Source organism: Pelagerythrobacter sp., assembly GCF_041912895.1.
In the GTDB taxonomy this organism is placed as follows: domain Bacteria; phylum Pseudomonadota; class Alphaproteobacteria; order Sphingomonadales; family Sphingomonadaceae; genus Pelagerythrobacter.
Genome location: NZ_JAYSGI010000001.1, coordinates 1,339,847 through 1,362,187, shown reverse-complemented (window position 1 = coordinate 1,362,187; position 22,341 = coordinate 1,339,847). Strand labels below are relative to the sequence as shown.

At 65.6% G+C, this 22,341-nt stretch carries 27 protein-coding genes; 3 read left to right on the top strand and 24 right to left on the bottom strand.

The window, feature by feature from the left end; translation table 11 throughout:
* Positions 1-141: 141 nt before the first annotated feature.
* From ACE3QC_RS06860 to ACE3QC_RS06825, 8 genes are all read right to left on the bottom strand, one after another.
* A complete protein-coding gene (locus ACE3QC_RS06860) occupies positions 142-651 on the bottom strand; it encodes a phage major tail tube protein (protein ID WP_374406539.1) in 510 nt (169 codons plus the stop codon).
* A gap of 39 nt (positions 652-690) precedes the next feature.
* Positions 691-1,851 (bottom strand): phage tail sheath subtilisin-like domain-containing protein, encoded by a 1,161-nt coding sequence (locus ACE3QC_RS06855; protein WP_374406537.1) that lies wholly within the window; start codon positions 1,849-1,851, stop codon positions 691-693.
* A 10-nt stretch (positions 1,852-1,861) separates the two neighbouring features.
* Positions 1,862-2,224 carry a GPW/gp25 family protein gene (locus ACE3QC_RS06850; RefSeq protein ID WP_374406536.1) on the bottom strand — a complete coding sequence of 121 codons (363 nt, stop codon included), beginning with the start codon at positions 2,222-2,224 and terminating at the stop codon, positions 1,862-1,864.
* A gap of 83 nt (positions 2,225-2,307) precedes the next feature.
* Positions 2,308-2,913 carry a phage baseplate assembly protein V gene (locus ACE3QC_RS06845; protein WP_374406534.1) on the bottom strand — a complete coding sequence of 202 codons (606 nt, stop codon included), beginning with the start codon at positions 2,911-2,913 and terminating at the stop codon, positions 2,308-2,310.
* A gap of 162 nt (positions 2,914-3,075) precedes the next feature.
* Positions 3,076-3,474, bottom strand: a complete 399-nt coding sequence (locus ACE3QC_RS06840; RefSeq protein ID WP_374406532.1) for a hypothetical protein — start codon at positions 3,472-3,474, stop codon at positions 3,076-3,078.
* The gene (locus tag ACE3QC_RS06835) at positions 3,471-3,938 is read right to left on the bottom strand and encodes a D-Ala-D-Ala carboxypeptidase family metallohydrolase (RefSeq protein ID WP_374406530.1); all 468 of its coding nucleotides are present in this window, start codon (positions 3,936-3,938) and stop codon (positions 3,471-3,473) included. The genes ACE3QC_RS06840 and ACE3QC_RS06835 overlap by 4 nt, the downstream gene beginning before the upstream one ends.
* Positions 3,935-4,321, bottom strand: coding sequence for a hypothetical protein (locus tag ACE3QC_RS06830; RefSeq protein ID WP_374406529.1), 387 nt, complete (start codon positions 4,319-4,321; stop codon positions 3,935-3,937). Before ACE3QC_RS06830 ends, ACE3QC_RS06835 begins: the two co-directional genes overlap by 4 nt.
* Positions 4,321-4,845 (bottom strand): hypothetical protein, encoded by a 525-nt coding sequence (locus ACE3QC_RS06825; protein ID WP_374406527.1) that lies wholly within the window; start codon positions 4,843-4,845, stop codon positions 4,321-4,323. The genes ACE3QC_RS06830 and ACE3QC_RS06825 overlap by 1 nt, the downstream gene beginning before the upstream one ends.
* A 56-nt stretch (positions 4,846-4,901) precedes the next feature.
* Between ACE3QC_RS06825 and ACE3QC_RS06820 the strand changes: the two genes are divergently transcribed.
* On the top strand, positions 4,902-6,017 hold the full coding sequence (locus ACE3QC_RS06820) for an acyltransferase family protein (protein ID WP_374406525.1): 1,116 nt from the start codon (positions 4,902-4,904) through the stop codon (positions 6,015-6,017).
* On the opposite strand, the gene ACE3QC_RS06815 is transcribed toward ACE3QC_RS06820, so the two are convergent.
* The 12 genes from ACE3QC_RS06815 to ACE3QC_RS06760 all read right to left on the bottom strand — a co-directional run bounded on the left by ACE3QC_RS06815 (position 5,987) and on the right by ACE3QC_RS06760 (position 16,271).
* A complete protein-coding gene (locus ACE3QC_RS06815) occupies positions 5,987-8,155 on the bottom strand; it encodes a hypothetical protein (protein WP_374406523.1) in 2,169 nt (722 codons plus the stop codon). The two genes, ACE3QC_RS06820 and ACE3QC_RS06815, sit on opposite strands and share 31 nt — an antisense overlap.
* Positions 8,155-8,628 (bottom strand): hypothetical protein, encoded by a 474-nt coding sequence (locus ACE3QC_RS06810; RefSeq protein WP_374406521.1) that lies wholly within the window; start codon positions 8,626-8,628, stop codon positions 8,155-8,157. Before ACE3QC_RS06810 ends, ACE3QC_RS06815 begins: the two co-directional genes overlap by 1 nt.
* Position 8,629: 1 nt before the next feature.
* Positions 8,630-9,820, bottom strand: coding sequence for a hypothetical protein (locus ACE3QC_RS06805; protein ID WP_374406519.1), 1,191 nt, complete (start codon positions 9,818-9,820; stop codon positions 8,630-8,632).
* A complete protein-coding gene (locus ACE3QC_RS06800) occupies positions 9,820-10,458 on the bottom strand; it encodes a phage tail protein I (RefSeq protein ID WP_374406517.1) in 639 nt (212 codons plus the stop codon). Before ACE3QC_RS06800 ends, ACE3QC_RS06805 begins: the two co-directional genes overlap by 1 nt.
* Positions 10,455-11,357: a baseplate J/gp47 family protein gene (locus ACE3QC_RS06795; protein ID WP_374406515.1), complete on the bottom strand. Its 903-nt coding sequence runs from the start codon at positions 11,355-11,357 to the stop codon at positions 10,455-10,457. The genes ACE3QC_RS06800 and ACE3QC_RS06795 overlap by 4 nt, the downstream gene beginning before the upstream one ends.
* A 61-nt stretch (positions 11,358-11,418) precedes the next feature.
* On the bottom strand, positions 11,419-11,904 hold the full coding sequence (locus ACE3QC_RS06790; protein ID WP_374406513.1) for a phage virion morphogenesis protein: 486 nt from the start codon (positions 11,902-11,904) through the stop codon (positions 11,419-11,421).
* A gap of 10 nt (positions 11,905-11,914) precedes the next feature.
* Positions 11,915-12,406: a phage tail protein gene (locus ACE3QC_RS06785; protein WP_374406511.1), complete on the bottom strand. Its 492-nt coding sequence runs from the start codon at positions 12,404-12,406 to the stop codon at positions 11,915-11,917.
* Between the two features lie 79 nt (positions 12,407-12,485).
* A complete protein-coding gene (locus ACE3QC_RS06780; protein ID WP_374406510.1) occupies positions 12,486-12,695 on the bottom strand; it encodes a tail protein X in 210 nt (69 codons plus the stop codon).
* A gap of 67 nt (positions 12,696-12,762) precedes the next feature.
* Positions 12,763-13,251 carry a head completion/stabilization protein gene (locus ACE3QC_RS06775; protein ID WP_374406509.1) on the bottom strand — a complete coding sequence of 163 codons (489 nt, stop codon included), beginning with the start codon at positions 13,249-13,251 and terminating at the stop codon, positions 12,763-12,765.
* Between the two features lie 125 nt (positions 13,252-13,376).
* Positions 13,377-14,120 carry a phage terminase small subunit gene (gpM, locus tag ACE3QC_RS06770; RefSeq protein WP_374406507.1) on the bottom strand — a complete coding sequence of 248 codons (744 nt, stop codon included), beginning with the start codon at positions 14,118-14,120 and terminating at the stop codon, positions 13,377-13,379.
* Between the two features lie 112 nt (positions 14,121-14,232).
* A complete protein-coding gene (locus tag ACE3QC_RS06765; RefSeq protein WP_374406505.1) occupies positions 14,233-15,324 on the bottom strand; it encodes a phage major capsid protein, P2 family in 1,092 nt (363 codons plus the stop codon).
* Positions 15,325-15,398: 74 nt separating this feature from the next.
* The gene (locus ACE3QC_RS06760) at positions 15,399-16,271 is read right to left on the bottom strand and encodes a GPO family capsid scaffolding protein (protein ID WP_374406503.1); all 873 of its coding nucleotides are present in this window, start codon (positions 16,269-16,271) and stop codon (positions 15,399-15,401) included.
* A gap of 173 nt (positions 16,272-16,444) precedes the next feature.
* Between ACE3QC_RS06760 and ACE3QC_RS06755 the strand changes: the two genes are divergently transcribed.
* Entirely contained in the window at positions 16,445-18,325 is a 1,881-nt protein-coding gene (locus ACE3QC_RS06755) for a terminase large subunit domain-containing protein (protein ID WP_374406501.1), read from the top strand.
* 17 nt (positions 18,326-18,342) lie between these two features.
* On the top strand, positions 18,343-19,422 hold the full coding sequence (locus ACE3QC_RS06750; protein WP_374406499.1) for a phage portal protein: 1,080 nt from the start codon (positions 18,343-18,345) through the stop codon (positions 19,420-19,422).
* Between the two features lie 74 nt (positions 19,423-19,496).
* Here ACE3QC_RS06750 and ACE3QC_RS06745 read toward each other — a convergent pair whose 3' ends face one another.
* The 4 genes from ACE3QC_RS06745 to ACE3QC_RS06730 form a co-directional block, all read right to left on the bottom strand.
* Positions 19,497-19,685 (bottom strand): hypothetical protein, encoded by a 189-nt coding sequence (locus ACE3QC_RS06745; RefSeq protein ID WP_374406497.1) that lies wholly within the window; start codon positions 19,683-19,685, stop codon positions 19,497-19,499.
* Complete coding sequence (locus ACE3QC_RS06740; protein WP_374406495.1) at positions 19,682-20,281, bottom strand: SOS response-associated peptidase; 600 nt, start codon at positions 20,279-20,281, stop codon at positions 19,682-19,684. Before ACE3QC_RS06740 ends, ACE3QC_RS06745 begins: the two co-directional genes overlap by 4 nt.
* Positions 20,282-20,314: 33 nt before the next feature.
* Complete coding sequence (locus ACE3QC_RS06735) at positions 20,315-20,542, bottom strand: hypothetical protein (protein WP_374406493.1); 228 nt, start codon at positions 20,540-20,542, stop codon at positions 20,315-20,317.
* Between the two features lie 837 nt (positions 20,543-21,379).
* A complete protein-coding gene (locus ACE3QC_RS06730) occupies positions 21,380-22,246 on the bottom strand; it encodes a 2-dehydropantoate 2-reductase (RefSeq protein WP_374406491.1) in 867 nt (288 codons plus the stop codon).
* Positions 22,247-22,341: the final 95 nt, after the last annotated feature.

The following is a 22,341-nucleotide window of genomic DNA, read 5'->3' as shown; positions in this document are numbered from 1 at the left end:
GTATTGGATCGCCCTATCGCTTCACTGCTTGAGGGCGGATGCGCGGGGCTGGAAGCGGGCCGACGATGCAAAGGCGATCGCCGGCCCGTCCATCCGTCACCCGGCGCCCCGCAAAAGGACCGGGCTGGGACCTCGGGTGCGCTATCCGCCGACGATCGCCATGATCTCGGCGTAGCGATCGAAGCCGTCGACGATGAAGCGGCCGGCGATCATGTCGATCTCGATTTCGGTGCGGCCGTTCACGACGCGGCGGTAGTAGGAGAGCGGAACGGTATACTCGTGCTCTGTATCGTCACCGGCCTTCGACGTGCCCGGCGCGATCTCCGAGAAGCGCCCCCCGATGAAGCACTCCACCGCCTCGGGGGGGCGGCCATCGTCGCTCTGATACGCGCCGACCAGGCGCACGCGGAGGCCGTCGACCTCGGACGTGCCGAACTTGCGGATGAGCGAAGCCGTGTGCCCGCCCATCTTGAGCTTCGCCTCCATCGCCTCGAGCCCGAGATCGACCTTGACCGGGCCGAGCATGCCGCCGCCGCGCCAGTCCTCGGTGGCGAGGGCGAGGTTCGGCTCCTCGAATTCGGCGATGACACCGAGGAAGCTTTCGCCATCGACGAAGCCATTGAGGTTTTTGAGCTTGCGCGGGAGGCCCATTGTCGTGCTCCTTCAGAATTTCGGGGGAACCGGCCTGGATCAGACGAGCTGGTCGGCGAAGCCGGTGTAGTAGAAATCGGTGATCTGCAGATCGACCGAGGGGTTCTCCAGCGGCGCGGCAGGCGTGTACTGGATGCGGAACTTGGGTCGGCCCGCGGCTAGCTCCTGTGCGCTGTTCTCGTCTTCGTCGAAGAACATCTCGGCGCCGACGATGCGGCCTTCGACGACAAGCTGGCGGAAGCGCGCGTTGCCGGTTTCGAGCAAGTCCTTGATCAGCGCCGCCGTCATGGGCTGGTCGAGGAAGGGCGCGACGATCAGCGCGATGATGTCCTGCAGTGCGTGGCTGGTGCGCACGGCGCTCTCGAAGCTGAATTCGGGCTGCTGCTCGCCCGCACAGGTTCGGTTGCCCCAGAGGCGGAATCCGCTTTGCCGGATGACGGTGGTGATTTGGGCCTCGTTGAGATCGCCCGCCTCGGTCGACGGATCGAGTAGATCGAAATGGACGTCGCGCGAGAGGCCGGTAACGCCGCCCAGCACGACGTTGGAGATCGTCTTGTGCCAGCCCTGCTCCTCGTCGATCTTCGCGCGCAGCCCGAGCGCGCGGGCGACGATATCGCCGGGAAACGCGGTCGATGCGCTGGTGTCGGGCCAGATCAGCATGAGCTCACGCGCGCCGAAGGTGTCTCGGTAGATCTTGGCCTCGGCGACGTCGTCGCCGATCGCCGCCGCGTACGCCATCCCGCGCAGCTTCTGCGCGATGGTGATCAGTTCCGCCGTGACGGCAGCACTGTCGAGGCCGGGGGTGCCGAGGATGCGCGGGCGGACGCCGAGTTGCGCCTCGGCCGCGAGCAGCGCCTGCATGCCGGTATAGATGTTGCCATCGGTCCCGCCGATCACGTTGGTGGCGGTTTCGGCGGGATCGTCGCCCTCCGCCACGCGCACGACGACGACGATCGGGCTCGACTGATCACCGATCGCCCGGAGAGCTGGACCGAGCGTGCCGCCGGATCCAGCCTTGCCCGCCGCAGCATCGACGTTTCCGGCGATCAGCACGGGGGTGTCGAGCGGAAATGCCTGGTCGAGCGCGGCCTGCGCTTCGCCGGTGGCGGTCGCGGTGGCGACGATGCCGATCACGGCCAGGCTGGCACGGCCGATCGAGCGGGGACCGGTGGCGGATTCGAGGATGGTGAGACCGTGCATGGCTGATCCTTCAGGCAGTCGGGGCGGCAAGGCCGCGATGAAGCGGGATGGTGAGCTGGGTGCGGGCGTTCGGCGTGGGCAGATCGGTGCGAAAGCCGGTGAGGCGGAGAGTGAGCGCGCCCTGTTCGGGTTCGCCGCCCAGTTCGACGCGTTCGAGGCGCAGGCGCGGCTCCCAGCGGCGCAGCGCGATGGCGGTGGCTGCATGAAGCAGCATGCGCAACGCGCCGTTGATCGGACGATCGACGAGATCGAACAGCAACGAGCCGTAATCCCGCCGCATCACGCGGCTGCCCAGCGGGGTCGAGAGGATATCGAAGATCGACTGCGCGAGATGCGCATCGCCCGAAAGCAGCTTGCCGGTCTTCGCGCTCATGCCGTTCATGCAGCGGTTGAAGCCGAGGTCGCGCGGAAATTTCCAGCGAGGCCGGGTGTGGAAGCGCCGTTTACGAGACGCGCTTATCCGGGCGGTCCCGATACCTCGGTGCCGGACCGCACTCCGCTGTGGCCGTGCTCGCGCAGGCTGACCGGTCCGGTGATGACATCCTCCGCCACCTCGAGATCGCCGGCGATGTCCGCATTGCCGCCGATGCGGGTGTCGCCCGAAACATCGAGCTCGCCTTCGATCGTCACGTCGCCGCGCAGCGTAATGCCGCCCTGTGCCGCGATCACCGCGGTGGCATTGCCGGGGAGCAGTGCTTCGAGCGCGTGAGCATCGGGATCGTAGCTGATCCGAGCGCCATCCCTGAATTCGATGAGTTCGACCGCATCATTGCCCGGCGGCGGGAATGCGTCCTGGACGATGCCGCACAGCGCGACCGCCGCGCCGATCTGCCCGTCCGGTGCGAGGAGAAGCACCTGTTCGCCCACGCTCGGCGGCGACCATACACGGGTGTCTCCCGCGCGCGGAGCGAGCCAGCGTACCGGAGGACTCTCCGCGCCACCGCCTTCGTCATCGGGGTCGCCGTAGCGAACGCGGCACAGCGCCGCAGCGAGATCGACCTCGGTCACGGTGCCGATCCGCACAAGAGCAGCAAGGTCGGCGGGAATGTCTTCGCTCTTCATTCCGCGTTCGCCTCGATCGCTGTCGCGCGCGCATCGGCATAAGCGCCAACCGCGGCGGCTTGCTTGCCCTGGCAGCGCGCGTAAGCGATCGCCGACAAGGCCGCCCAGGCGATGAGCTCGGCCTGGGTGTCGCTCGCCAGCAGAGCCAGCGGCGGGCAGGGCTCAGCGGTCGTCGCGGACAGGGGCGGCGGGACCGGCGCTCTGGCGGATGGCGTCGTTGATGGCGTCGCGCAGCCGCTCGCCATAGCCAGCAGCAGGATCGGACAGATGCGGCGCATTGGCCAGCTCCTCTCGAATGACAGGTTGGATAACGGTGCGCTCGATGCCGTCGAGCGAAGCGAGGCGGTCGACCAGCACGCGATCACGCTCGGCGAGGCGGTCCGTGAGTTCCGCCTCGAGCTGACCCGCGCGCTTCTCGATCAGCAGCGCGGTCACCGTCCGTTCGAACTTCGCGTCGCCCTGCGCGCGCTGGTAGCCGCGGTGGTCGATCCACCAGATGGCACCGATCACGAGCGCGACGACCGCGAGGTGCGGCCAGATGCGTGAGAACAGCGCCGTCATGCCCGCAAGCCGGACAAATATTGCACACGGCCGCCGCGGCGGACCGCGCTCAGTTCCATGTTGCGCATCCGGTGCGCCGAGAAGCTGCAATGGATCCAGCCACTCTCGCCGAACTCGTAGATGAGCTGGTCGTAGTTGAGGGTGCGCTCGATCCAGCGGCAAACCTCGAGATTGCTGACGCCGGGCACCGTGAAGTCCGCCGCTTCGCCCTTGCAATGCTGGCTGCTGGCGCTGCCGCCGATCGCGGTGTTGAGGCGAGGGGACCGAAAGCCGCTGGTGACTACGAGCGGCCGATCGTAGTGCTCGCGGACGGGCTGCAGCACCTTCTCGCACAGCAGGCGCAGCGCGCGTATCTCGGCTTCGCCCGGTTCGTTGCGGATCCCGCGCCGCGACGCGCTCTCCGAGCGGATCATCTCGCCGAGCGTGAAGTTCGCGCTCAGCCGTTCGTCCAGGGCGATCATCATTGTTCGGTCCTTTCGAATAGCCCGCTCTTGTCCGCGAACTTGCGGGCGTAGTGGAACAGCCCCTCGCCGATCACGCCGAGCCCGGCGCCGTAAAGCAGCCCGGCCCAAGGGGAGGGGCGCAGCGCGATTACGGCGCATATCGTCGCCGCGAAGGTCAACGCGCTGACCGGGATGTCGAGGCTCCAGCGAAACGTCTTGCGGTGGCGAAGCTGGTCCGCGCTCCACAGCCGCGCGCACATGCAGGCGAACAGCGCGGCGATCATGCCCGCCGCTTCGAACGGATAACCGAGCATCTGCCACACTTCCGGGCTGTGCCGGCCCGGCGCGCCGGTCGCCACGATGCCCGCCGCAACCGCCGCGCTTGCCCCCAGGCGCAGTTCCATCACCGGGTCACCACCACGCCGAAGGCGGCGACGAAGGACATGGCGGCAAGGGTGGCGGGACGCATCAGCTCGGGCAGCGATTGCCTGATCGGCACCAGCCAGGGCACCTTGCGCAACTGGTTGATCAGCGTCGGGGCGGTAACGATGGCGAGCGCGATCGCGCTGAGCTGCAGGAGGTCGGCGACCGGATCGACGAAGCGCTGCACCGTCAGCGTGAAGCTCGTGCCGAATGGGTCGGAAGGGTCCCACTTCCACAGCACCGCCGCGCGCGCGGCATTGCGGAGAACGATCCCGGCCGAGAGCAGCAGCAGGACGACGCGAAACACCGTAACCGGGTGATCCCATCCATCGCGGCGCCGGTTGACGTAGATGCGTTTGCCGAGGTCGACGCTGAACAGCAGCGCGATCAGGAACAGCGCCGTGCTGCTGCCGAGGTTGAAGATCACCAGCCAATCATGGCCGTCGAAGCTGGACGGGCCGACGCGCGAAGCGCTTGCCACGTTCTGGGCGAGTTTCTCGGTCATTGCTGTTGCCCTTCTCTGGCTTTCTTTCCAAGCGCGGCGAAGGTAGCGGGTTTCGAATGGTTCACCGCTTCACCGCTCTCGACTCTTGGCGCGGTATCGCCGCGCTCGTCGTCGCCTTCGGTCACCTTAAGACCACGGGGGTGCTGTCGAGCGTGGCGCTCGCGACAACCAGCTACCGTTTCGTCGACTTCTTCTTCGTCCTGTCCGGGTTCGTGATCGCGCATTCGAGCGGCGAAAAGCTGTCCGCCGGCTGGCGGGAGGCGACCAGGTTCATCGTCCGCCGGATCGCCAGGCTCTGGCCACTGCATCTTTTCGTTCTCGGGTTGTTCCTCGCGCACCAGCTCGTGCTGCTCGTCGCCAATCAACTGAACGTCGTCGACGATCCCGTCGCGTTCACCGAAGGCTTCGATCTTGCATGGCTTCCGGCGAATTTGGCCATAGTCCAGGCCTGGGGCACCACGCCCTACAACAGCTGGAACGCACCCGCGTGGTCGATCTCCACCGAGATGTTCGCCTATTTCTGTTTCGCGCTCGCTTGCCTCGTCGGCCGCCGCAGTGGCTGGATGATCCTCGCTGTCGCAGGGGCCGGTTGCATGGCCTATGCGCTCGCCGTTCCCGAAACCATGAACGCCACGGTGGTGCTTGCGCTGGTTCGCGGAATTGGCGGCTTCGGCCTCGGCGTTTTGACCCACAGGATATGGGTGCTCTGGCACAATATCCGCGTGCCGTTCGCGACGGGTCTGGAGGTCGCGGCGATAGGCGCCACGTTCCTGGCCATTACGCGCGTCCCGATGGAGATGGGCGCGCTCGTGGTCCCGCTGTTCGCCCTCGTGGTGCTCCTCTTCGCCTACGAACAGGGCAAGCTCTCTCACCTCCTTTGCCATCGGACATTCACGTATCTGGGCGAGCGGAGCTATTCGATTTACCTCGTTCACGCCTTCATCACGCTGTGTCTCTATTCTGCGGCAGGCGTGTTCGGCATCCTCGGTAAGCATGACGGAAATACAGCGATCGAGTTGCCTGCTCCGGGCGCTGACCTTTTGATTCTCAGCTTCCTCGCGGCGACCATCGCGGCCGCGCATTACACCTACCGTTTCATCGAGGAGCCTGGGCGATCCTTCGGGAAGGCTATGCTGGCGCGTCACTTCGCAACCCTGCCTGGTCGCCAATAGGTCCAACGCGGAGAAAGCTCTGTGAGGTCGACGCCGCCGGTGCGGAGCGCGGTCTGACTAGCCAGCGGTTGCTGCGTCAGCTCGTTGATCACTTCGCGCGCGGCCTCGAGGGTCGGCAACTCAAGACCGTCCTGCTGGAAGGGGGCGCCATAGATCGCCTCCATTTTTGCCAAGGTGGCGGGGTTGCCGGCGAGATCAGCGAAGCTCATACGCTCGCCAAGCAGATTCCCTGCCTCGTCGTAGACCGAGCGAACATGATAGTCGTTCGTGCCGGTCGAATTGCCTAGCGGGTCATAGAACCCCCACGGTCCGAGAAATGCATTGCCGTCGATGATTGTATCTTCGCGGCCCAGACGGAGGTCGCTAGTTGCCCAATTGAACGTGCTCCAAGGACCTAAGGCATTGCATGCTTCGTAGAAGTCCTGGAGCCCGTCCATCACGAAAGTGTTGTTCAGGATCAGCGTCATGCCCCCTGAGTGCTGCCCAGCAGCCCGAGGGGTCATTTGCCAATCGAGACCCCGTGCGGAAACGCTCGGCGGGCCGCTCCGAACGTCAGGCAAACGCGATACGATCGTGTTGCCGACCACGTGCTGACAGAACCGGAAATCGTTCTGACCGCTACGGAGGCCGTGCGTCAGCCACGACGCCGGATAAACCATGCCTTCGAGCGACTGCCCCTCTCCGCTCTGGGCTCCTTTGCGACCGTAGAAGATTTTCTCCTGTGGCCAGACGATGTTGCTGTAGATCAGAGGCCAATCCGCACCGCGATCGAGGGCCGAACTCGCGCCATCGAGCGACCAGCCTGCCGACAGCAGATAATTGTGGTGCATGTAGAAGCCCTGGTTCTTGGCCAGCAATTGCGCTGCATCGTCCCAGATGTTTTCAAATCGGTTGGCGTTTGCCCACGCCTTCTCATCGCTGAGAGGATCGCGCGGATCATAGCCGCCGACCTCGATGTTTCGGCCTTCGCCGATCAACGCGTCGAAGCAATTTGCAAAGACGTTCCGAACCAGCTTGACGCCGTTCGTAAGGAACTCGCCCTCAAATCCACCCAGATTTATTGCCAACTTGCGAGTATTTGAAGCGATCGTTTGACCAAACTTGAAGTCGGCGTAGCACATCCACCAATCGCGGTGGAAACCACCATCAAGCTGACAGTCTTCAACTGCGCTTTCCTGCATTTTTGCGAGGGAAATGCTCGTGAGCGTTGATAAGAACTCACAGCGCCGAAATTTTATGCCGAGCCTTGCACCGGCTCCAAAGAACGGTCTGGCCCCGTTTGTATGGTTTTCGAACCGCAAGCCTTCGACAATCGTATGCGGGGCACCGTAGCGCCAGCCATCCGTCTGCACGCTCACCATGATTGTGTTTTCCGCTAGAACGGCGCTGGTATTGCTGGCGAACGAGCGCTGATCGGAAAGCTGTGCTTCGGGATCGGGCGGGTCGAGCCGGAGATACAGCCTACCGCTGGTTTGATCGCGGGAGAGGCACGGACCCGGGTAATAGTTGCCATCGGCCCGGTAGTTCTGGCCATGCGTACTCAGCAGCGAGCCCATGGGCACGACTGGCAATGGATACCACTGCCCTTCGATATCGATGTGCCCGCCGAAATAGATAAATGCGCCGGGAGTGAACGCTTCGTTCGATCGATAGACGTGCCGATCGTCTTCATCGATTTCGAGTGTCCAGGTTATCGGAGTGTGCCAACGGAAAATTGGCTTCGTCTGGCCAGTTCGACCGCGATACACGATAGGCTGTTCAGCCGTGCCGCCCTGTAAACGCGAATCCAACACTGTATTGAGGTAGATTGCTCCATCGCCCTCGATGTTGAAGCACGCAGGCAGAACGAGGCCTGGAGGTGCTGCGGGTCCAAGTACCTGCGTCATCGTCCACGGGTTCGCGAGCGAACCGTCTCCAGTCCCTGTGGCGTTGGCTGATACGTAATACTGGTTGTAATCGATGTACGGCGCTGCGGCAGCAGCGGCCGCGAGTGCCGCTGCCTCAGCTCGCTCGGCAGCGGCCTCGCCCAGGTAGGAGATCGGGGCGCCGTACGTCTGCCCGTCCTTCACCGTCGGTACGAGCTCGCTGCCGTCGATGTCGACCTTGTCCAGCGCTGGGAGATCGGAAACTTTCGCCATTAGCCCGCGCTCCCATCGGCCCAGCGGGCATTGTCCGCGATCAGATAGTCGACGAGCTCGGCGAGCGAGCGCCCGGCGATGTCCTCCTCGATCGCGGTGGATGCCAGATCGATGGCCTCGATTTCCGCGAAGCGTGCGAGATCGTCTTCGGACATGTCCGCTCCGCGCAGCACCGCGCCGCGCAGCAGGGCGACCTGCCGGCCGAGCGGCATGACACGATCGGCGCGGCGCTCACCCTCGCGGCGGATCGCGCGGCACACCTGTTCGCGCCGCGATTCGAGCGACCGCGCGGTGGCGGCGATCGCGAGCGGGTTGCCGGTATCGGCCGAGGCGGAAATCGTCGCGCCGCTCGCCTGCGCCGCCATCAGTTCGGCGTGGCGGGAGGGAGAGACGTAAACCGCATCGTCGGGAATGTCCGCGTGGACATCGGTGTCGTAGAAGCCGCCGGTCGATGGCGAATAGCGCAAGCTCATGTCAGAACCCCACGGCGATGTAGGCGCAGCCGCTGGCTTCGTTGTCCGAAGCGAACACGGCGAATTGCGTTTGCGTGATGGTGGAGGTCACCACCACGGGCGGGTTATCCTGCGATGCTTCGTCGAGCACCGTGGTGCCCCCGGCGACCACGGAACAGCAGGCGGTCGGAAAAGCGAGCGGGAAGGTGACTGTCGTGCTGCCGTTGGCACCTGCGCTGAAGCGCCCCCACTGGAGGATCAATCCGCCCGGCAGCCTGATCGAATCGGTTTGCGAGAAGTTCGATTTGAACCCGCCGAGCGACGAAGGTGTCAGCGCGACGTCGCTGCGTGTTCCCGCCAGCGCTTCAGCTATCGTTGCCGCCTGAACGGTGAGCTGGCGCGATGCGGTCAGCGCGCCGCCGCCCGAGACCAGACCGCCGCCGGTGATCGTGAGCGCGCGCAAGGCGTCGACCAGCGCCTGCAGCGCCTGGTCGGCATTCTGGCGCGCGGTCTTCTCCGTGTTGTCGGCGGCGGTGCGCGCGGCGGCTTCGGCGGCGATATCGACGCCGAGCTGCTCGTCGGCGTCCGCACGGGCAGCGGCCTCCTGCGCGTCGGCATCGGTGCGCGCATCCACCTCCTGCGCGATGGCCTGGTCGATCGCGGCGAGCAGCGGATCAAGCAGCGTCTTGAGCTTGAGCGGGGTGACGATGCGCGCGTCGTCCACGCCGTTGCCGACTTCGGCCTGCGTCGCGAGCTCGGCGACGCCCTTGGTCACTTCGGTCGCGGGCGGATAGAGGAAGCTGGCATCGCCGAATTCGATATCGCCGCCGACCGCTTCGCCGAAGACGATGTCGAACATGATCAGCGCCTGGGCGATATCGACCTTGCGGAAGAGCGGGCCGGGGGCGTGCGAATAGGCGGCGAACAGCGTGCCGTCGGCGAGGAACAGCCCGACCGAGCGGACATCGTAGACGTCCTGGCTGTAATCGGTCGCGGTCATGTGGATCGTCGTCTCGTCCGCCGCCACGCCCGAAACGGTCGCGATGCGCTTGAACTCGCCCGGCAGGGCATCGAGCGTCGGCGTGACCGCTACGGCCTGATCGGACAGGCCGACTTCGGAGATGCGGATCGATTCGGTCTCGCCATTGTGCGCATCGACCAGCGCGTCGAGCCCGATCTGGGTGATGGTGAAAGGGAACGGTTCGGCATCCATCAGACGTGCTCCAGCACGCCGACGTCCGGACCGAATTCGAGCGGTTCGCCCTGTTCGGTCTGCAGCAGCGTGTTCCAGTAGGGGTCGAGAGCCGCGGCGGTGTCGGCCGGCGCATCGATACGCACCGATCCCAGCAGCGTGCCGCCGCTGAGCAGGCCGGCACGGGCCTGGCCACGCATGCGGTGGACCGCGATCATGTGCGAGCGAAGCGGCTTCACCGCGGCGATGTCGCGCAGCAGCGCGGTTACCAGCGCGGTATCGTATTCGACGTCGCTGCGCGTCGTCAGCGGCAGCTCGAGGCGGAAGGTGTGCGGGTCGAGATAGTCGCTATCCTCGAACCACTCGACGATCTCGATCATCGGGTCGAACCGGTCGAGCACGGCGCGCAGGCTCGCGCGGGTGCCCTTGCGGCGCTGCAGCTCGATCGCCCCGGCGATGGCCGAGCGCTTCTCCGCTTCGCTCCACGCCGGATCCCAGAAATCGATCGACACTCCCCAGGCGAGCCAGGGCAGCAGCGTGACGGGGCAGGTCGCGGGATTCCACAGATGCCGCAGCGGCACGGGCACGTCGGCCAGGCCTGCGCCGGCCTGCTCGACCGCGCGCTCCAACCGGGTCGCGTTGGGCGGGAGCAGGCTCATTCGGATACGCCCGCGATGGTGACCGCGATCGGGGCGGCGTTCGCCGCGTCGGTCCCGCCGATGACCACGTCCGCCGCGGGCGAGACGAGCTCGACCTTTTGCACGCCGGCGACATGCAGCGCCGCGAAGAGCGCCGATCGGGTGATATCCCGGCCGATGCGCTTCTGCGACGCCAGCAGGTCGGCGAGCGCGCGATTGGCGGTGGCGAGGATAAGCTGGGCGTCGGGGCCGGGGTAGAGCGTCAGCCGTGCGTCGATGGCGAAGTTGACGATCCCGGCCGAGCGGACGCTGACAGCGTCGGTCAACGGGCGGATGCCGTCATCGTTCAGGACGGCGGCGACCGCCTCGACCACCGCCGGCGGCGCGGTCCCGTCGCCCGTTCGCGAGAGCAGCGAAACGACGACTTCGCCCGGCGCTGGGCTGGTCGCGGCGGCGTCTCGCAAGTCGCCGTGCGCGCTCAGTGCGTGAAACACGTAGGCGCTGGCCGGACCCGCCACCGAATAGGAATCGGGCGCCAGCAGAACCCTGCGGCGAAGATCGGCGTCGGCCTCGAGGATCGCCGCCGCGCCGGTCTGGGGATCGGCCGGGAGAATGGTCCGGCGCGTTACGCCGAACAGCGCCGCGATATTGTCGAGGTCGGCCCCGATCGCGTAGGCGAGCAGCACGGCGCGCGCGCCGTCGTTCACCCGCTGGCGAAGCAGCAGTTCGTCGAAGGCGCAGATTTCGAGCAGCTTGATCGCCGGGTCGCTCTCCAGCAGCGCGTCGAATTCGGGGATCGCAGCGGCAAGCCGCGCCTTCTTGTCGGCGAGGATCGTCTCGTAATCGAGCGCTTCGACGACGTCGGGCGGCGGCAGGCGCGAAAGATCGACCGCTGTGGAGGTGGCGATGGTGCCGGACATGGCTCACCCGTGCCTCGCCCGCGCGTGTTGCGTGAAGGGCGCTGGCAGGTGGAAGCCGGTTTCACCCAGCGCCGGGATCGAGCAGCTCGGCGGCGACGTCGAGCGCGGCGCGCCGATCTTCGTCGTCGAAGCCGAGCAAACGGCGGGCCGGATACTTGTACTTGATCGGCTTGCCATCGCGGCCCTTGCCGACAGTGCCGAGCTTGCCGAAGTGGTGGATCGCGGCGACGTTCGCCCCCGCTTTCGGCGAAAGCTCGACACTGTCGGTTCGCGCGTCGATCCGCCAGCGCCGCGCATAGCGCAATTCGCGGAACATCTTGCCGCCGCGCTTCTTCTTCAGCCGGCCGCGCCGATCGCGGCGGGGCTTGCGCGCTTCCATCGGCTTGCCATCGGGCTCGACATTGGCGGTGATCCGCTTGAGGTTCGATCGCCGTAGCGCCTGGCCGAGCTTTACTGCCGCGCGCTTGCGCTTGCCCGGAGAAAGACCGGCGAGGATTCTGCCGAACCACTCGTCGAACCCGGCGAGGGCGTCGCTGTCGTAGCTCATTCGTCCGGACTCAGTCGTCTGGCAGCGGCGCGGGCCGCGCGTCGGTTCGCACTTCGGCAAGCAGCGGTGTCTCGGGCAGTCCCGCCGGGGGCAGCTCGTCGGCGAACATCGGATCGGGTTCGGCGAGATAGGCGAGATCGTAGCCGCCATCCTCGCGCGGGCCGACCGAGACGTTTTCGGTGAGGTCGAGCTGGAAAAGGATATCGGACAGCCCGTTGTCGAGCACGTCGACGTCGAACGCGAAGCCATCGGTGCCGGGCGCGAGCAGATCGACCTGGTTGACGCGGAGCCAGCGGAAGAGCGCGAGCGCCAGCACCGCGATATCGGTGCTCATATCGACGCACAGCACGTTGAGGCGATAGCGGAAGCCGAACGAGAGGGTCGCGGTCTCGCGGCTTTGCCCCGCGCCGTTCTCGATCCACACCTTCAGCCGATCCGGATCGCGCTTGAGCTCGGGCAGCGCGGCGGAGAGTGCCCGTCGAAGAGATTGCGTCTTCTGCATCAGACGGTCCTTTTCTGGCCTATCGCTGCGCTACTTGAGGCCGTGTTCCGACCTACCGCTGCGCTGCTTGAGGTCATGGTCAATCCCACAGCTTCACCGTTTCACGGCGCGCGGGTGCAGCCTGCGCCGGTTCGGGGAGATCGATCTCGAGACCGCCGGGGAGCGCCGCGCCACGGTCGGCGAGGCCGGGATTGCGCGCGAGCACCTGCTCGGTCACCGCCTGCGTCCGGCCGAGCACGCGCCAGCAGACCTCGTCGACGGTCTCACCCTCACGCACGGTAGCCTTCATTGCGCTATCGCTTCGCTGCTTGAGCGAGTTGCCTTCTGCGCTACCGCTCCGCTGCTTGAGCGCGGGATCATACCAGCGCCACCCGGTTGCGGGGCGCGGGCTCGCCGCCGAGCGACTGGAGATCGGCGATCGCGTGGTATGCGAGGCGGCGGTAGTCGTCGGCGGTCTCGGACTTCTCCTCCGCGCGATCGAGCCCGTCATCGGTGGCGCTGACATCGCGGTGCGTGTCGGCCAGCTCGGCGGCGGCGAAGTTGCCGATGATCCGCTCCCACAGCACCTCGGCCATGTTCCTGTCGTTGAGGCGGGCCAACGTCACCAGGTCGAAAGTGGCCGCACCCGCGACGATCCGCTCCGCCCGCCACAGCGCGAGCGCGCGGAAGGCGGAGATCATCGCGCCCTCGATGGCCGAAACGAGGCGGGGCGTGGTGACGACATTGTCGCCGAGCCGGAACCTGTCGCGCACGAGCGCGAGCGGGATGTCCGGAAACCAGCCATCGGCGAAGACCACGGCGTCTGCGGGATCGGCATTGTCGGGCGGAGCGATGAGGCCGGCCATCTGGTTTCCCTCTTACGCTGCCCGGGTGCGGTTTACGGGGGGTGGGGACGGCGCGACCGGCGCGGGCCATGCGACCCGGCAAGCCGTTCCGTCCGCCCCCCGAGCGCCGTGGGCGATCTCTTGCGTCAACTGTCCTCGGCGTCGCCGAGCGCCTTCAGCAGCTTCTCGATCTGCTTGATGTCGGTCTTCACGCCCGACTTCTCGTCGAGCTTGAGCGCGCGGTGGAACATCTCTTCCGCCTCGCCGGCATAGGCCTTCGCGCCGCCAGCGGGAGCGTTGTCGGCGGTGGCGTCGAAATCCTCCGCCCGCCGGGCCCAACTGCGGCCGAGCGCCTTGAACAGCTTGGCTTTCGCCTGGTCGGGCATGTCGGCCTGCGCGGTCAGCTGCAGCACGTCGCCCAGCTGGTCGTGGCGCACGGCGTCTTCATCCTTCAGCGCGATCTCCGCGATCTCCTCGGCGATGAAGCACGCGACCGAGCGGCTGTACTGCTCGGGCATCGCGAGGTTGTGTTCGATGGCGAACCGGCCGAGGCGCAGCGCGTAGTCGAGATCGCCGTAGTCGATCGCCCAGATCATGTTGGTGACGAGGATTTCATCCTGCACCGGCGCGTTCGCTTCGATCACGCCCTCGATCCACGGCGCGAAGGTCTTCGCGAACTCGGCTTTCTTGGGCTGCCGCTGCTCGTGGCTGGCGATGTCGGCCAGCGAGCGAAGGTTGTCGTGCAGCGCGGCGCGCAGACCGGCGTATTCCTGCCCGGCGGGGCTGTCCTCGGCCGGGGCCGGGGGCGCGGCGCTGGTCTGGGGCGCGGCCTTGCTGCCCGCGAGGACGGCGCGGGCTTTCTGCTGGTGACGGCGGAACGGGCTTACCATCGCGGAGGCTCTCCTGAAGTGGTGGCGGGATCTGTGAGGTCCTCCGCCGGATCCGGGGCTCCACCGTCGCCGGCCCTCACGCCAGCTTCGGTTTCCTCGCTCTCGGGGGGTATTATTCGCGGTCGCCGAACGTGATGTTCTCGGCCATCGCCATAAAGTCGGTCGATTCGAGCACGTAGCCCTCGTTGACCGAGTTGTAGTCGACCAGGCTGGCCTTGTTCTCGGGCTCGTCGCGGATGTAGCGGCGGCGCGAACCTTCCTGGTAGTAGATCGACAGGTTCGACAGCGGGGTGACCGCCATCGTGCCGTCGGGGAACTTCGGCACCACGACGGCCGGGCGCCCGCCGAGCTGCTTGGCCGACTTCACGATGTCGTACGTCACCTGGTCGCTGATCGCGCGCCCGCCGTCGATCGTGTCCGACAGCGGCCGGTTGATCATCGGGAAGTACTTCTCGTCGACCAGGTCCTGGCTCACGATCACGACGTGCTCGGTCGAACTGCGCGCCCAGCTCGGCAGGCCGGCGATCAGGTCGTAGGCGAGCGCGTCGAGGTTCTTGTAGTCGCCATCGGCGATCGCGGCGTTCTTGCCGATGTAAACCGGGGCGGCGGCGCCGGTGGCGGTGCCGGTGCCGCCATCCAGCGCGCGGCCCATGACGTGATCGGGCCGCTCGAGGCGCAGCTTCTGCAGCCACCCGATGTTCATGTCCTCGCCGTTGGGGTTGGCGACCGGGTTGCTCTGCGCCGCGGCGGTCACGCCGTGCCAACCGATCGAGATCCGCGAGAGACCGATCGAGATCGCGACCTGCCGCGAATAGCGCTGCGCGAAATCGGGGAACTTCGACCAGGCGTCGATGATCTGCCACGGCAGCTTGGTGTCGAACTCGGTGTCGTAGAGCCGGTATTCGCGATCGTCGAGCTTGCCCGGATACTCGGGCTTGCGCGGCAGGTTGGCTTCGCTCGTACGCTTGGCGATGAAATCCTCGACGCCGAGGCCGATCACCTGCCCGATCAGGTCGCGCACCGGGATGATGTTGATCCGCTCGAGGAAGGCGATCTCCTCGCGCTGCATGTCCTCGAGGCGCTGTTCCGAAGTCGGATCGAGCGCGAACTTGCGGTGAACGTTGGCGACGCCGTTGATGTTGCCGATGGCACTGTAGAGCCCGTCGAGCGCCCGGCGGCCGCGATCGGAAAGATGGTAGTTCATGGCGGTCGATCCCTAGGTTTGACTGGTCGCGGGGCGGGAGAGGGTTGCGGGGCGGGCTGTTCGGGCAGGGCGGGTCAGAAGACCTTGGAGTAATCGAGCGCGCCGCCATCGGCCGGCGGGCGGCTGCGGTGATTGCCGGTCGGCTTGGCCTCGGCAGCGTCCTCGACCCGCTTGATCTTGATCGAGAGCTGGTCGATCTCCTCGCGAATGCCCGTGCGCAGGCCTTCGATCGAGGTCTCGAACGTCTGGCCGAATTGCTCGAACAGCGGGCGCATCTGCGAGAAGTCGAACACAGTGCCGGCATCCTCGCCCTCGGGCTTTGCGCCCTGCGGCGCGGCAGGCTTGGCACCGTCCTTTTCGCTCGCAGCGCCGAACTTCGCCGCGAACCCGTCGAGCATCGTGCCGAGCTTGGTGAGGAAGCTCTCTCCGCCGGGATCGGAGGCGTCGGCGAATTCCAGCTTGCCCGGGCCTGCGGGCTGGCCCTCGGCGTCGCGGGTGAGCGTGATCGCGCCGGGCAGGCTGCGGTTGAAGGCGAGCCGTTCGGTCGCGATCGAAGCGGGGGAATCGGTCAGCGCGACGCCCATCAGGTAGGCACTGCCCTTGCCGCCGAAGTTGGGCTCGATCTCGATCGAGGGATAGACCTTCTGACCCTGGGCGTTGAGCTCTTTTGCCTCGTCGGTCACGTCGAACACGCCGTAGAGGCCTTTGCGCTTTTCGCTCTTGCCGTGGAAATTCACCTCGACGTCGGCGATCGACAGCTCGAGCACGTCGCCATAGGCGCGGAACGGCGCCTGGCCGCTGATCCCCCGGATATGCTCGATGTTGAGGCGCGCGCCGTAGGTCTTCGGGTCGTAACCCTTGGCCATCTCGTCGAGCATCTTCTCGTCGATCACCCGACCGTCGATCGTGCTGCCGGCGGTGGCGAGTAGGAAGGGCTTGGTCTTCATCAAAAGGCTCCCGTCGCGAATTCCAGTCTGCCCCGTCGCGTTGCTGCTCGAGGGCTGTCGGGTGCCTTGGGGCAGACGAACCGGCCTCAACGCAACGCGCGCGAAAGGTGGAAGCCGGTTTCACTTTGCGGGCCGATAGCCAGCGGGCCCGCGCGGCGGTGCATGGCAGGGCCATGCACACCGAGACCCCGGAACCGGACGAGAGCCAGCTTGCCGCCGCCGCCGCGCGGCGCCAGGCGCGCTCGCTCTATTTCCGGGGCTGGACGCTAACGCAGATCGCCGCCGAGCTGGGCGAGAAATATCCGACCGTCGCGAGCTGGAAGCGCCGCGATGCGTGGGACGATGCCGCGCCGATCGCGGTGGTCGAGGACCGGATCGAAGCGAAGATCGCCACGCTGCTCGACAAGGAACCTTTCACCGAGGGCGACATGAAGCGCGTCGATTTCCTGATGCGCCAGCTCGAACGCGGCGCGCGGATCCGCAAGTTCGACGGGACCGGCAAGGAAAGCGACCTCAACCCGAAGCTGGCGAAGCGCAACGACGATGCCGCGCAGGCCAAGCGCGCCGAAAAGCGCAAGAACTGCCTGACCCGCGAACAGTGGCAGGCGCTGCTCGACGATTTCCACGACAAGAATTTCGCATATCAGGAGCACTGGTGGTCGCAGCGGCACCAGCGGACGCGGAAAATCCGCAAGAGCCGGCAGGTCGGCGCGACCTGGTATTTCGCCCGCGAGGCGGTGTGCAAGATCGCCGAGGACGTGCTGAACGGCGATCAGCCGCGCAACCAGATATTCCTGTCCGCCTCGGAGCGGCAGGCGCTCAAGTTCCGGCGCGAGATCGTGAGCTGGGTGCGCCGGGTGACCGGCGTCGAGCTCAAGGGCAAGATCATCATGCTCGACTTCGGCGGGCTCGTGGACGACGCCGGAGAAGGGTTCGATCTTGATGCGGTCGGCCTCTACCCGATGTCGACCAACAGCAGCACCGCCCAGGGCGAGAGCGGCGATTTCTATTTCGACGAATTCGCCTGGGTCGACAATTTCCTCGAGCTGAGCCGCGTGGCGAGCGCGATGGCGACGCACACGATCTACCGGAAGACCTATTTCTCGAGCGCATCGAGCAAGACGCACCAGTCCTACGGCTTCTGGTCGGGCGAGGAATGGAACAAGGGCCGCAAGAAGGGCGAGCAGAAGCCGTTCGACCTGTCGCTGCGCAATCTGCGCGGCGGGGCGATCATGCCCGATGGCAGCTGGCAGCAGACGCTCACGATCCACGACGCGGCCGCGCAGGGGCTGGGCAAGCTGGTCGACGTCGACGAGCTGCGGCTCGAGTATTCGGAGGAGGAATTCCGCAACCTCTTCGAATGCGAGGACGTGGACGACAGCGAGAGCAGCTTCCCGTGGAGCCGCATCGCCCCGGCCCGCGTCGACAGCTTCCTCAAATGGCGCGACTTCAAGCCCGCGCTGATCGAGGTGGCGGGCGGGCGGCCGTTCGGCGACCTGCCGGTGTGGCTCGGCTACGATCCCAACAAGCAGGGCCGCGACGATGCCGCGCTGGCGGTGGTCGCGCCGCCCGAGCAGGCGGGCAAGGGCAAGTTCCGCGTGCTGGAGAAGTATCGCCTCAACGGGCTCGACTTCCAGGGGCAGGCCGATGCGATCGAGCGCGTGGCCGAACGCTACCGCGTGACCGATATCGCGATCGACACCACCGGGCACGGCCTGGCGGTGTGGGAGCTGGTGAGCCGCTGGTTCGCGATGGCGCGCAAGATCGAATATTCGCTCGCGAGCAAGGCGGCGCTGGTCCACAAGGCGCAGAACGTCTTCCGCGCCGGCCGGATCGAATTCGATGCCGGTTGGACGGACGTGATGCAGGCCTTCATGGCGATACGCCCGGCGCTGACCGGCAGCCAGAAGGGCGTCACTTACATCGCCAAGCGTAACGGGCAAATCGGCCATGCCGACATCGCCTGGGCGATCATGCACGCGCTTTCCAACGAACCGATCGACGCCGGCACCGCGCACGAAAGCGCCGGCGGCCGGGTCGTGTTTTTCAACTGATGCGCAGAAGCGGCGCGATGAAACGGGGAACGACGATGGACGAACAGCAGCTGGTCGAGCAGGAAAGCGCGCCCGCCGCCGCGCCGATGGCCTTTACGTTCGGGGAGCCCGAGGGCGTGCTCGATCGGCGCGAGCTGAGCCAGTATTACGAGGTGTGGCACAACGGGCGGTGGTACGAACCGCCGCTGCCGATGGACAGCCTGGCGCGATCGTTCAACATGAGCCCGCATCATCGCAGTGCGGTGGCGCTGAAGGTCAATCTGCTCGTCGCTCACCAGCAGCCCTCGCGCTGGCTGTCGGCCGACGATTTCGAGCGGTTCGCGCTCGACTTCCTGCAGATGGGCAACGCCTATCTCGAATTCGTGCCGAACAACGCCCAGCGCATCGCCCGGGCGGGGCATTCGCCGGCGCGGCACACCCGCCGCGGCGTCGACGACGATGTCTACTGGTTCGTGAACGGGCCGATCGGGACGGCGCACGAATATCCGCTCGGCCGCATCTTCCACCTGCAGCAGCCCGACGTCGCGCAGGAGCTCTACGGCCTGCCCGAATGGCTCTCGGCGCTGCAGAGCGGCTTGCTGAACGAAAATGCGACGCTGTTCCGCCGCCGGTACTACCTGAACGGGGCGCACGCGGGGTTCATCCTCTACCTGAGCGAGCCGCTGGCCGACAACGAGACCGCCGCGAAGATGGAAGGCGCGCTCAAGCAGGCCAAGGGCGTCGGGAACTTCAAGAACATGTTCCTGCATATCCCGAAGGGCAAGAAAGACGGCATCCAGCTGATACCGATCGCCGACGTCGCGGCGAAGGACGAATTTTCCAGCGTGAAGAACATCAGCCGCGACGATCTGCTCGCCGCGCACCGGGTGCCGCCCCAGCTGATCGGCATCATCCCGCTGAACAATGCCGGCTTCGGCAAGGTCGACGAGGCGCGGGACGTTTTCTACGAAACCGAGATCGTGCCGATCGTGAAACGCATGCGGCGGATGAACGACTGGTTCGGCGTGCGCCTGCTGAGCTTCCGCGACTACAACTGCGCCAACGGGGACCGGATTACCGAAGAGGGCGAGCGGATCCCGGCGGGGTCGCTGCGGTAGGGGCGGATCAGGCGATCAGGGCGTTGATGGCGATCAGCGCGCCGATCAGCCAAAGTGCGAGCAGGAAGGCGAATTCACACTTCGTTGCCACGCTGGCTCCGATCGATTTCGCTGTCTAGCACGACACAATCCTCGCCCGCCTTGGCGGCCAGCTCAGTCCAGATCTTCTGAAACGCCTCCGGTGTCTGGCAGTGGGCGAGGTCGCGGCGCGATCCCTCGATCTCGGTGCCGGTAACGTCGGCGACGTAGAGATAGCCCTTCATCCTGCGGCGACCTCGATCAGTTGCGAGGGGAAGGCGGCTGCGAGCTCGAGCGCATCGTCGATTTCGGCGTGGAGCCAGCGATCATGGTCTTCTTCGTGCAGAATCACTGGAATCGCTTTCGGGTGGATTGCGCCGACAGCGTGCGCCGCCGGGTCGCCCTCGTAACCGGTGGTGAGGAACGAGAAGAACGGTGAAGGCTCGGCCGGGCGCCAGATCCCGGCGAAAGCGAAGATCGGCTGCGCGCGCAGGTTGAACCAGTACGGACGTTTCTTGCCGGTCGCGGGATCCGGTGCGGCCGACCACTCCTGAAAGCGGGTGACCGGCACGAGGCAGCGGCGCGACGGTTCCTGCAGCGCGGAGCGCCAGAACGGGCTGCCGTAGTTGCGCACGTTGGTGACCGGCTTGCCCTGGAAGGGAAACCCCCAGAGCATCGTATCGAGAACCCGCGCGCCGGCTTCCTCGCGCACGATCCATCCGGGCTTGCCGGGCGCGACGTAGTCTTTTTCGAGCGTCACCTCGCGGGGCCATTCGTCGTTGGCGCGGAAGTGGGCCGCGACCTCGTCGCGCGAAGCCCTCATGCCGTAGAGATTGCACATGGCCGCTATCGTACCTCACGCATGGTGCCGGGGCTATGGGAAACGGCTGACGTCGGCCGAGATAGGGCGCTGGCGGCATATCTCGCATCGCAGTCGTTTGATCAGCTCGTAGAACTGGAGAGTGGCGGGCAGGCGGTGGAACCGGGCGAAGTCGCGCACCGGATACGTCGCGCGCCGCCCGCAGCGGCAATGGATCCGCAGGTAGGCGTTCGGCTGATAGAACACCGGGTCGACCGGCTTCGGGCTCGTGTAGTCGGCCATCCCCCCTCAATGCCCCGGCGCGACCGAGTCGGGCAAGAACGAAAGCGGAACACCGCCTGAGGGCAGTGCCACCCCCGCCACCCCGAGCGTCGCGCTCGCCCCCACGCCACGCCTTCGGCTTCTTGATCGGAGATTATGCGAGTTTGGCTGATCCTCGCCGATGCTGCGGTAGGGGCTATGCGCGGCGCTTGGGTAATATTGGTCACCTGCCTTCGTTCCGCCACCCTAAGCCATTGATTTGCGGGTGATATTGATGTGACCCCGCTGAGGTCATCTCAGGGAATAAATTCTCCGTCCAAAGGTCATCTCATTGATTTAATGACCTTTTATTTGATGCAAATATTACCTTTACTTAGGGTAATCTGATGACCTCTGAATTCCCCAAATGTGACCGGCTAAGAGGCTGATATCACTGGCTTGTTACTTTTGTGACCTGTTTCCCGCGATTACCCTTCGAATTAGAGAGACTGACGGAAAACTGCGAAATCAGCTAGGCCCACGAAGCGTCAAGCTCTGCGGGTGAGGCGTCTTAAGAAGTGATGCGGAATTCGGCGCGCCACGCTCCGGGCGACGGCGTTAGCTCAGGCGGCTACGGCCATTGTTCGCCAACGACCAAATCCAACCCCCGCAACCATCTTTAGCAAATTTGCCCCCGCGCTCCTGATCGGATCGCGGGGCTTTTTATTTTCAGCTAGATCGGTGATTGCCGGAAGAGGATGCTCTTCTCACAATTGTTGATCGAGGCTTCTGGTGATGTTGGGCGGCAACTCGCGCTCTTCGGGCGGCGGGCTCGCGGTTCAGCTGTGGTCTGCGAGCTGAAAGATGCCTCGGTTCAGGCTATACTGTCGACTTCAATAGCGCGATTGCCAGTTCGTTTGCCGGAGTAGGAATGCCGTGCAGTCGGCCGAGTCTGACGATCACGCCGTTGCGCGCGTCGACCTCCATCGAGCGGCCGGCAAGACGATCGGCATGGAGGGAATTGATGGAATCGGGTGCGGCCGCCCGGCAATGGTCAATGACCTCCTCAATCAGCGAGGAAGGGAGATTGGCGCCTTCGGCTCTGCCTACGGCAGCGCATTCCGCGATCAGCATGCGCATGGCCAGCGCCGCGTCCGGATCGTGTGCGATGGCAGCGGGCTTCAAGGTGATCGTGTTCACAATTCCCGCGCAATTCAAAGCCAGCTTGCGCCACGCGACCGTCAACAGATCATCGGTCAACACTGTTTCGATCGGCGTATCGGCGAACAGCCCGGCGACCGAACGACCTGGCGCATCATCTGCCAGAGTAATCGACCCGAAGCGTCTCTGTGCGATCACACCGGGCGCCTCCCGCTCGGCAGGGATGTCGACCACAGCGGGCGCCAGACGGGTGTCTTCCAGCGCATGGGAGAAGGGCTCGCGGTGTTCGACACCATTCTGGAAAACCGCCAGGATCGTGTGATCGTCGAGCAGGTGAGGCAGCCATTGCGCGGCTGCTTCGCTGTCGTAAGCCTTGGTCGCGGAGATTACGACATCCACCGATGAGGCATCTGCGGGATCGGTATGGACTGGCAGAGCGGTATCGATGACGCCGGCGGGATGTGTCAGGCGCACCCGCTCGAACGGCGTGCGTGCGCATAACCGTACATCATGGCCGACGTTGGCCAGCCATGCCGCGATCGTGCCGCCAACCGCTCCCGGTCCGATGATCGCGACGCGGGTCACGAGCACCTCTTGCGACGGGGAAAGCGAACGGTTGTCGATGGCTGCATTCCACGCATCAATTGGCCTTTCGGTAACGGGTGAGAGGCATATCGGTA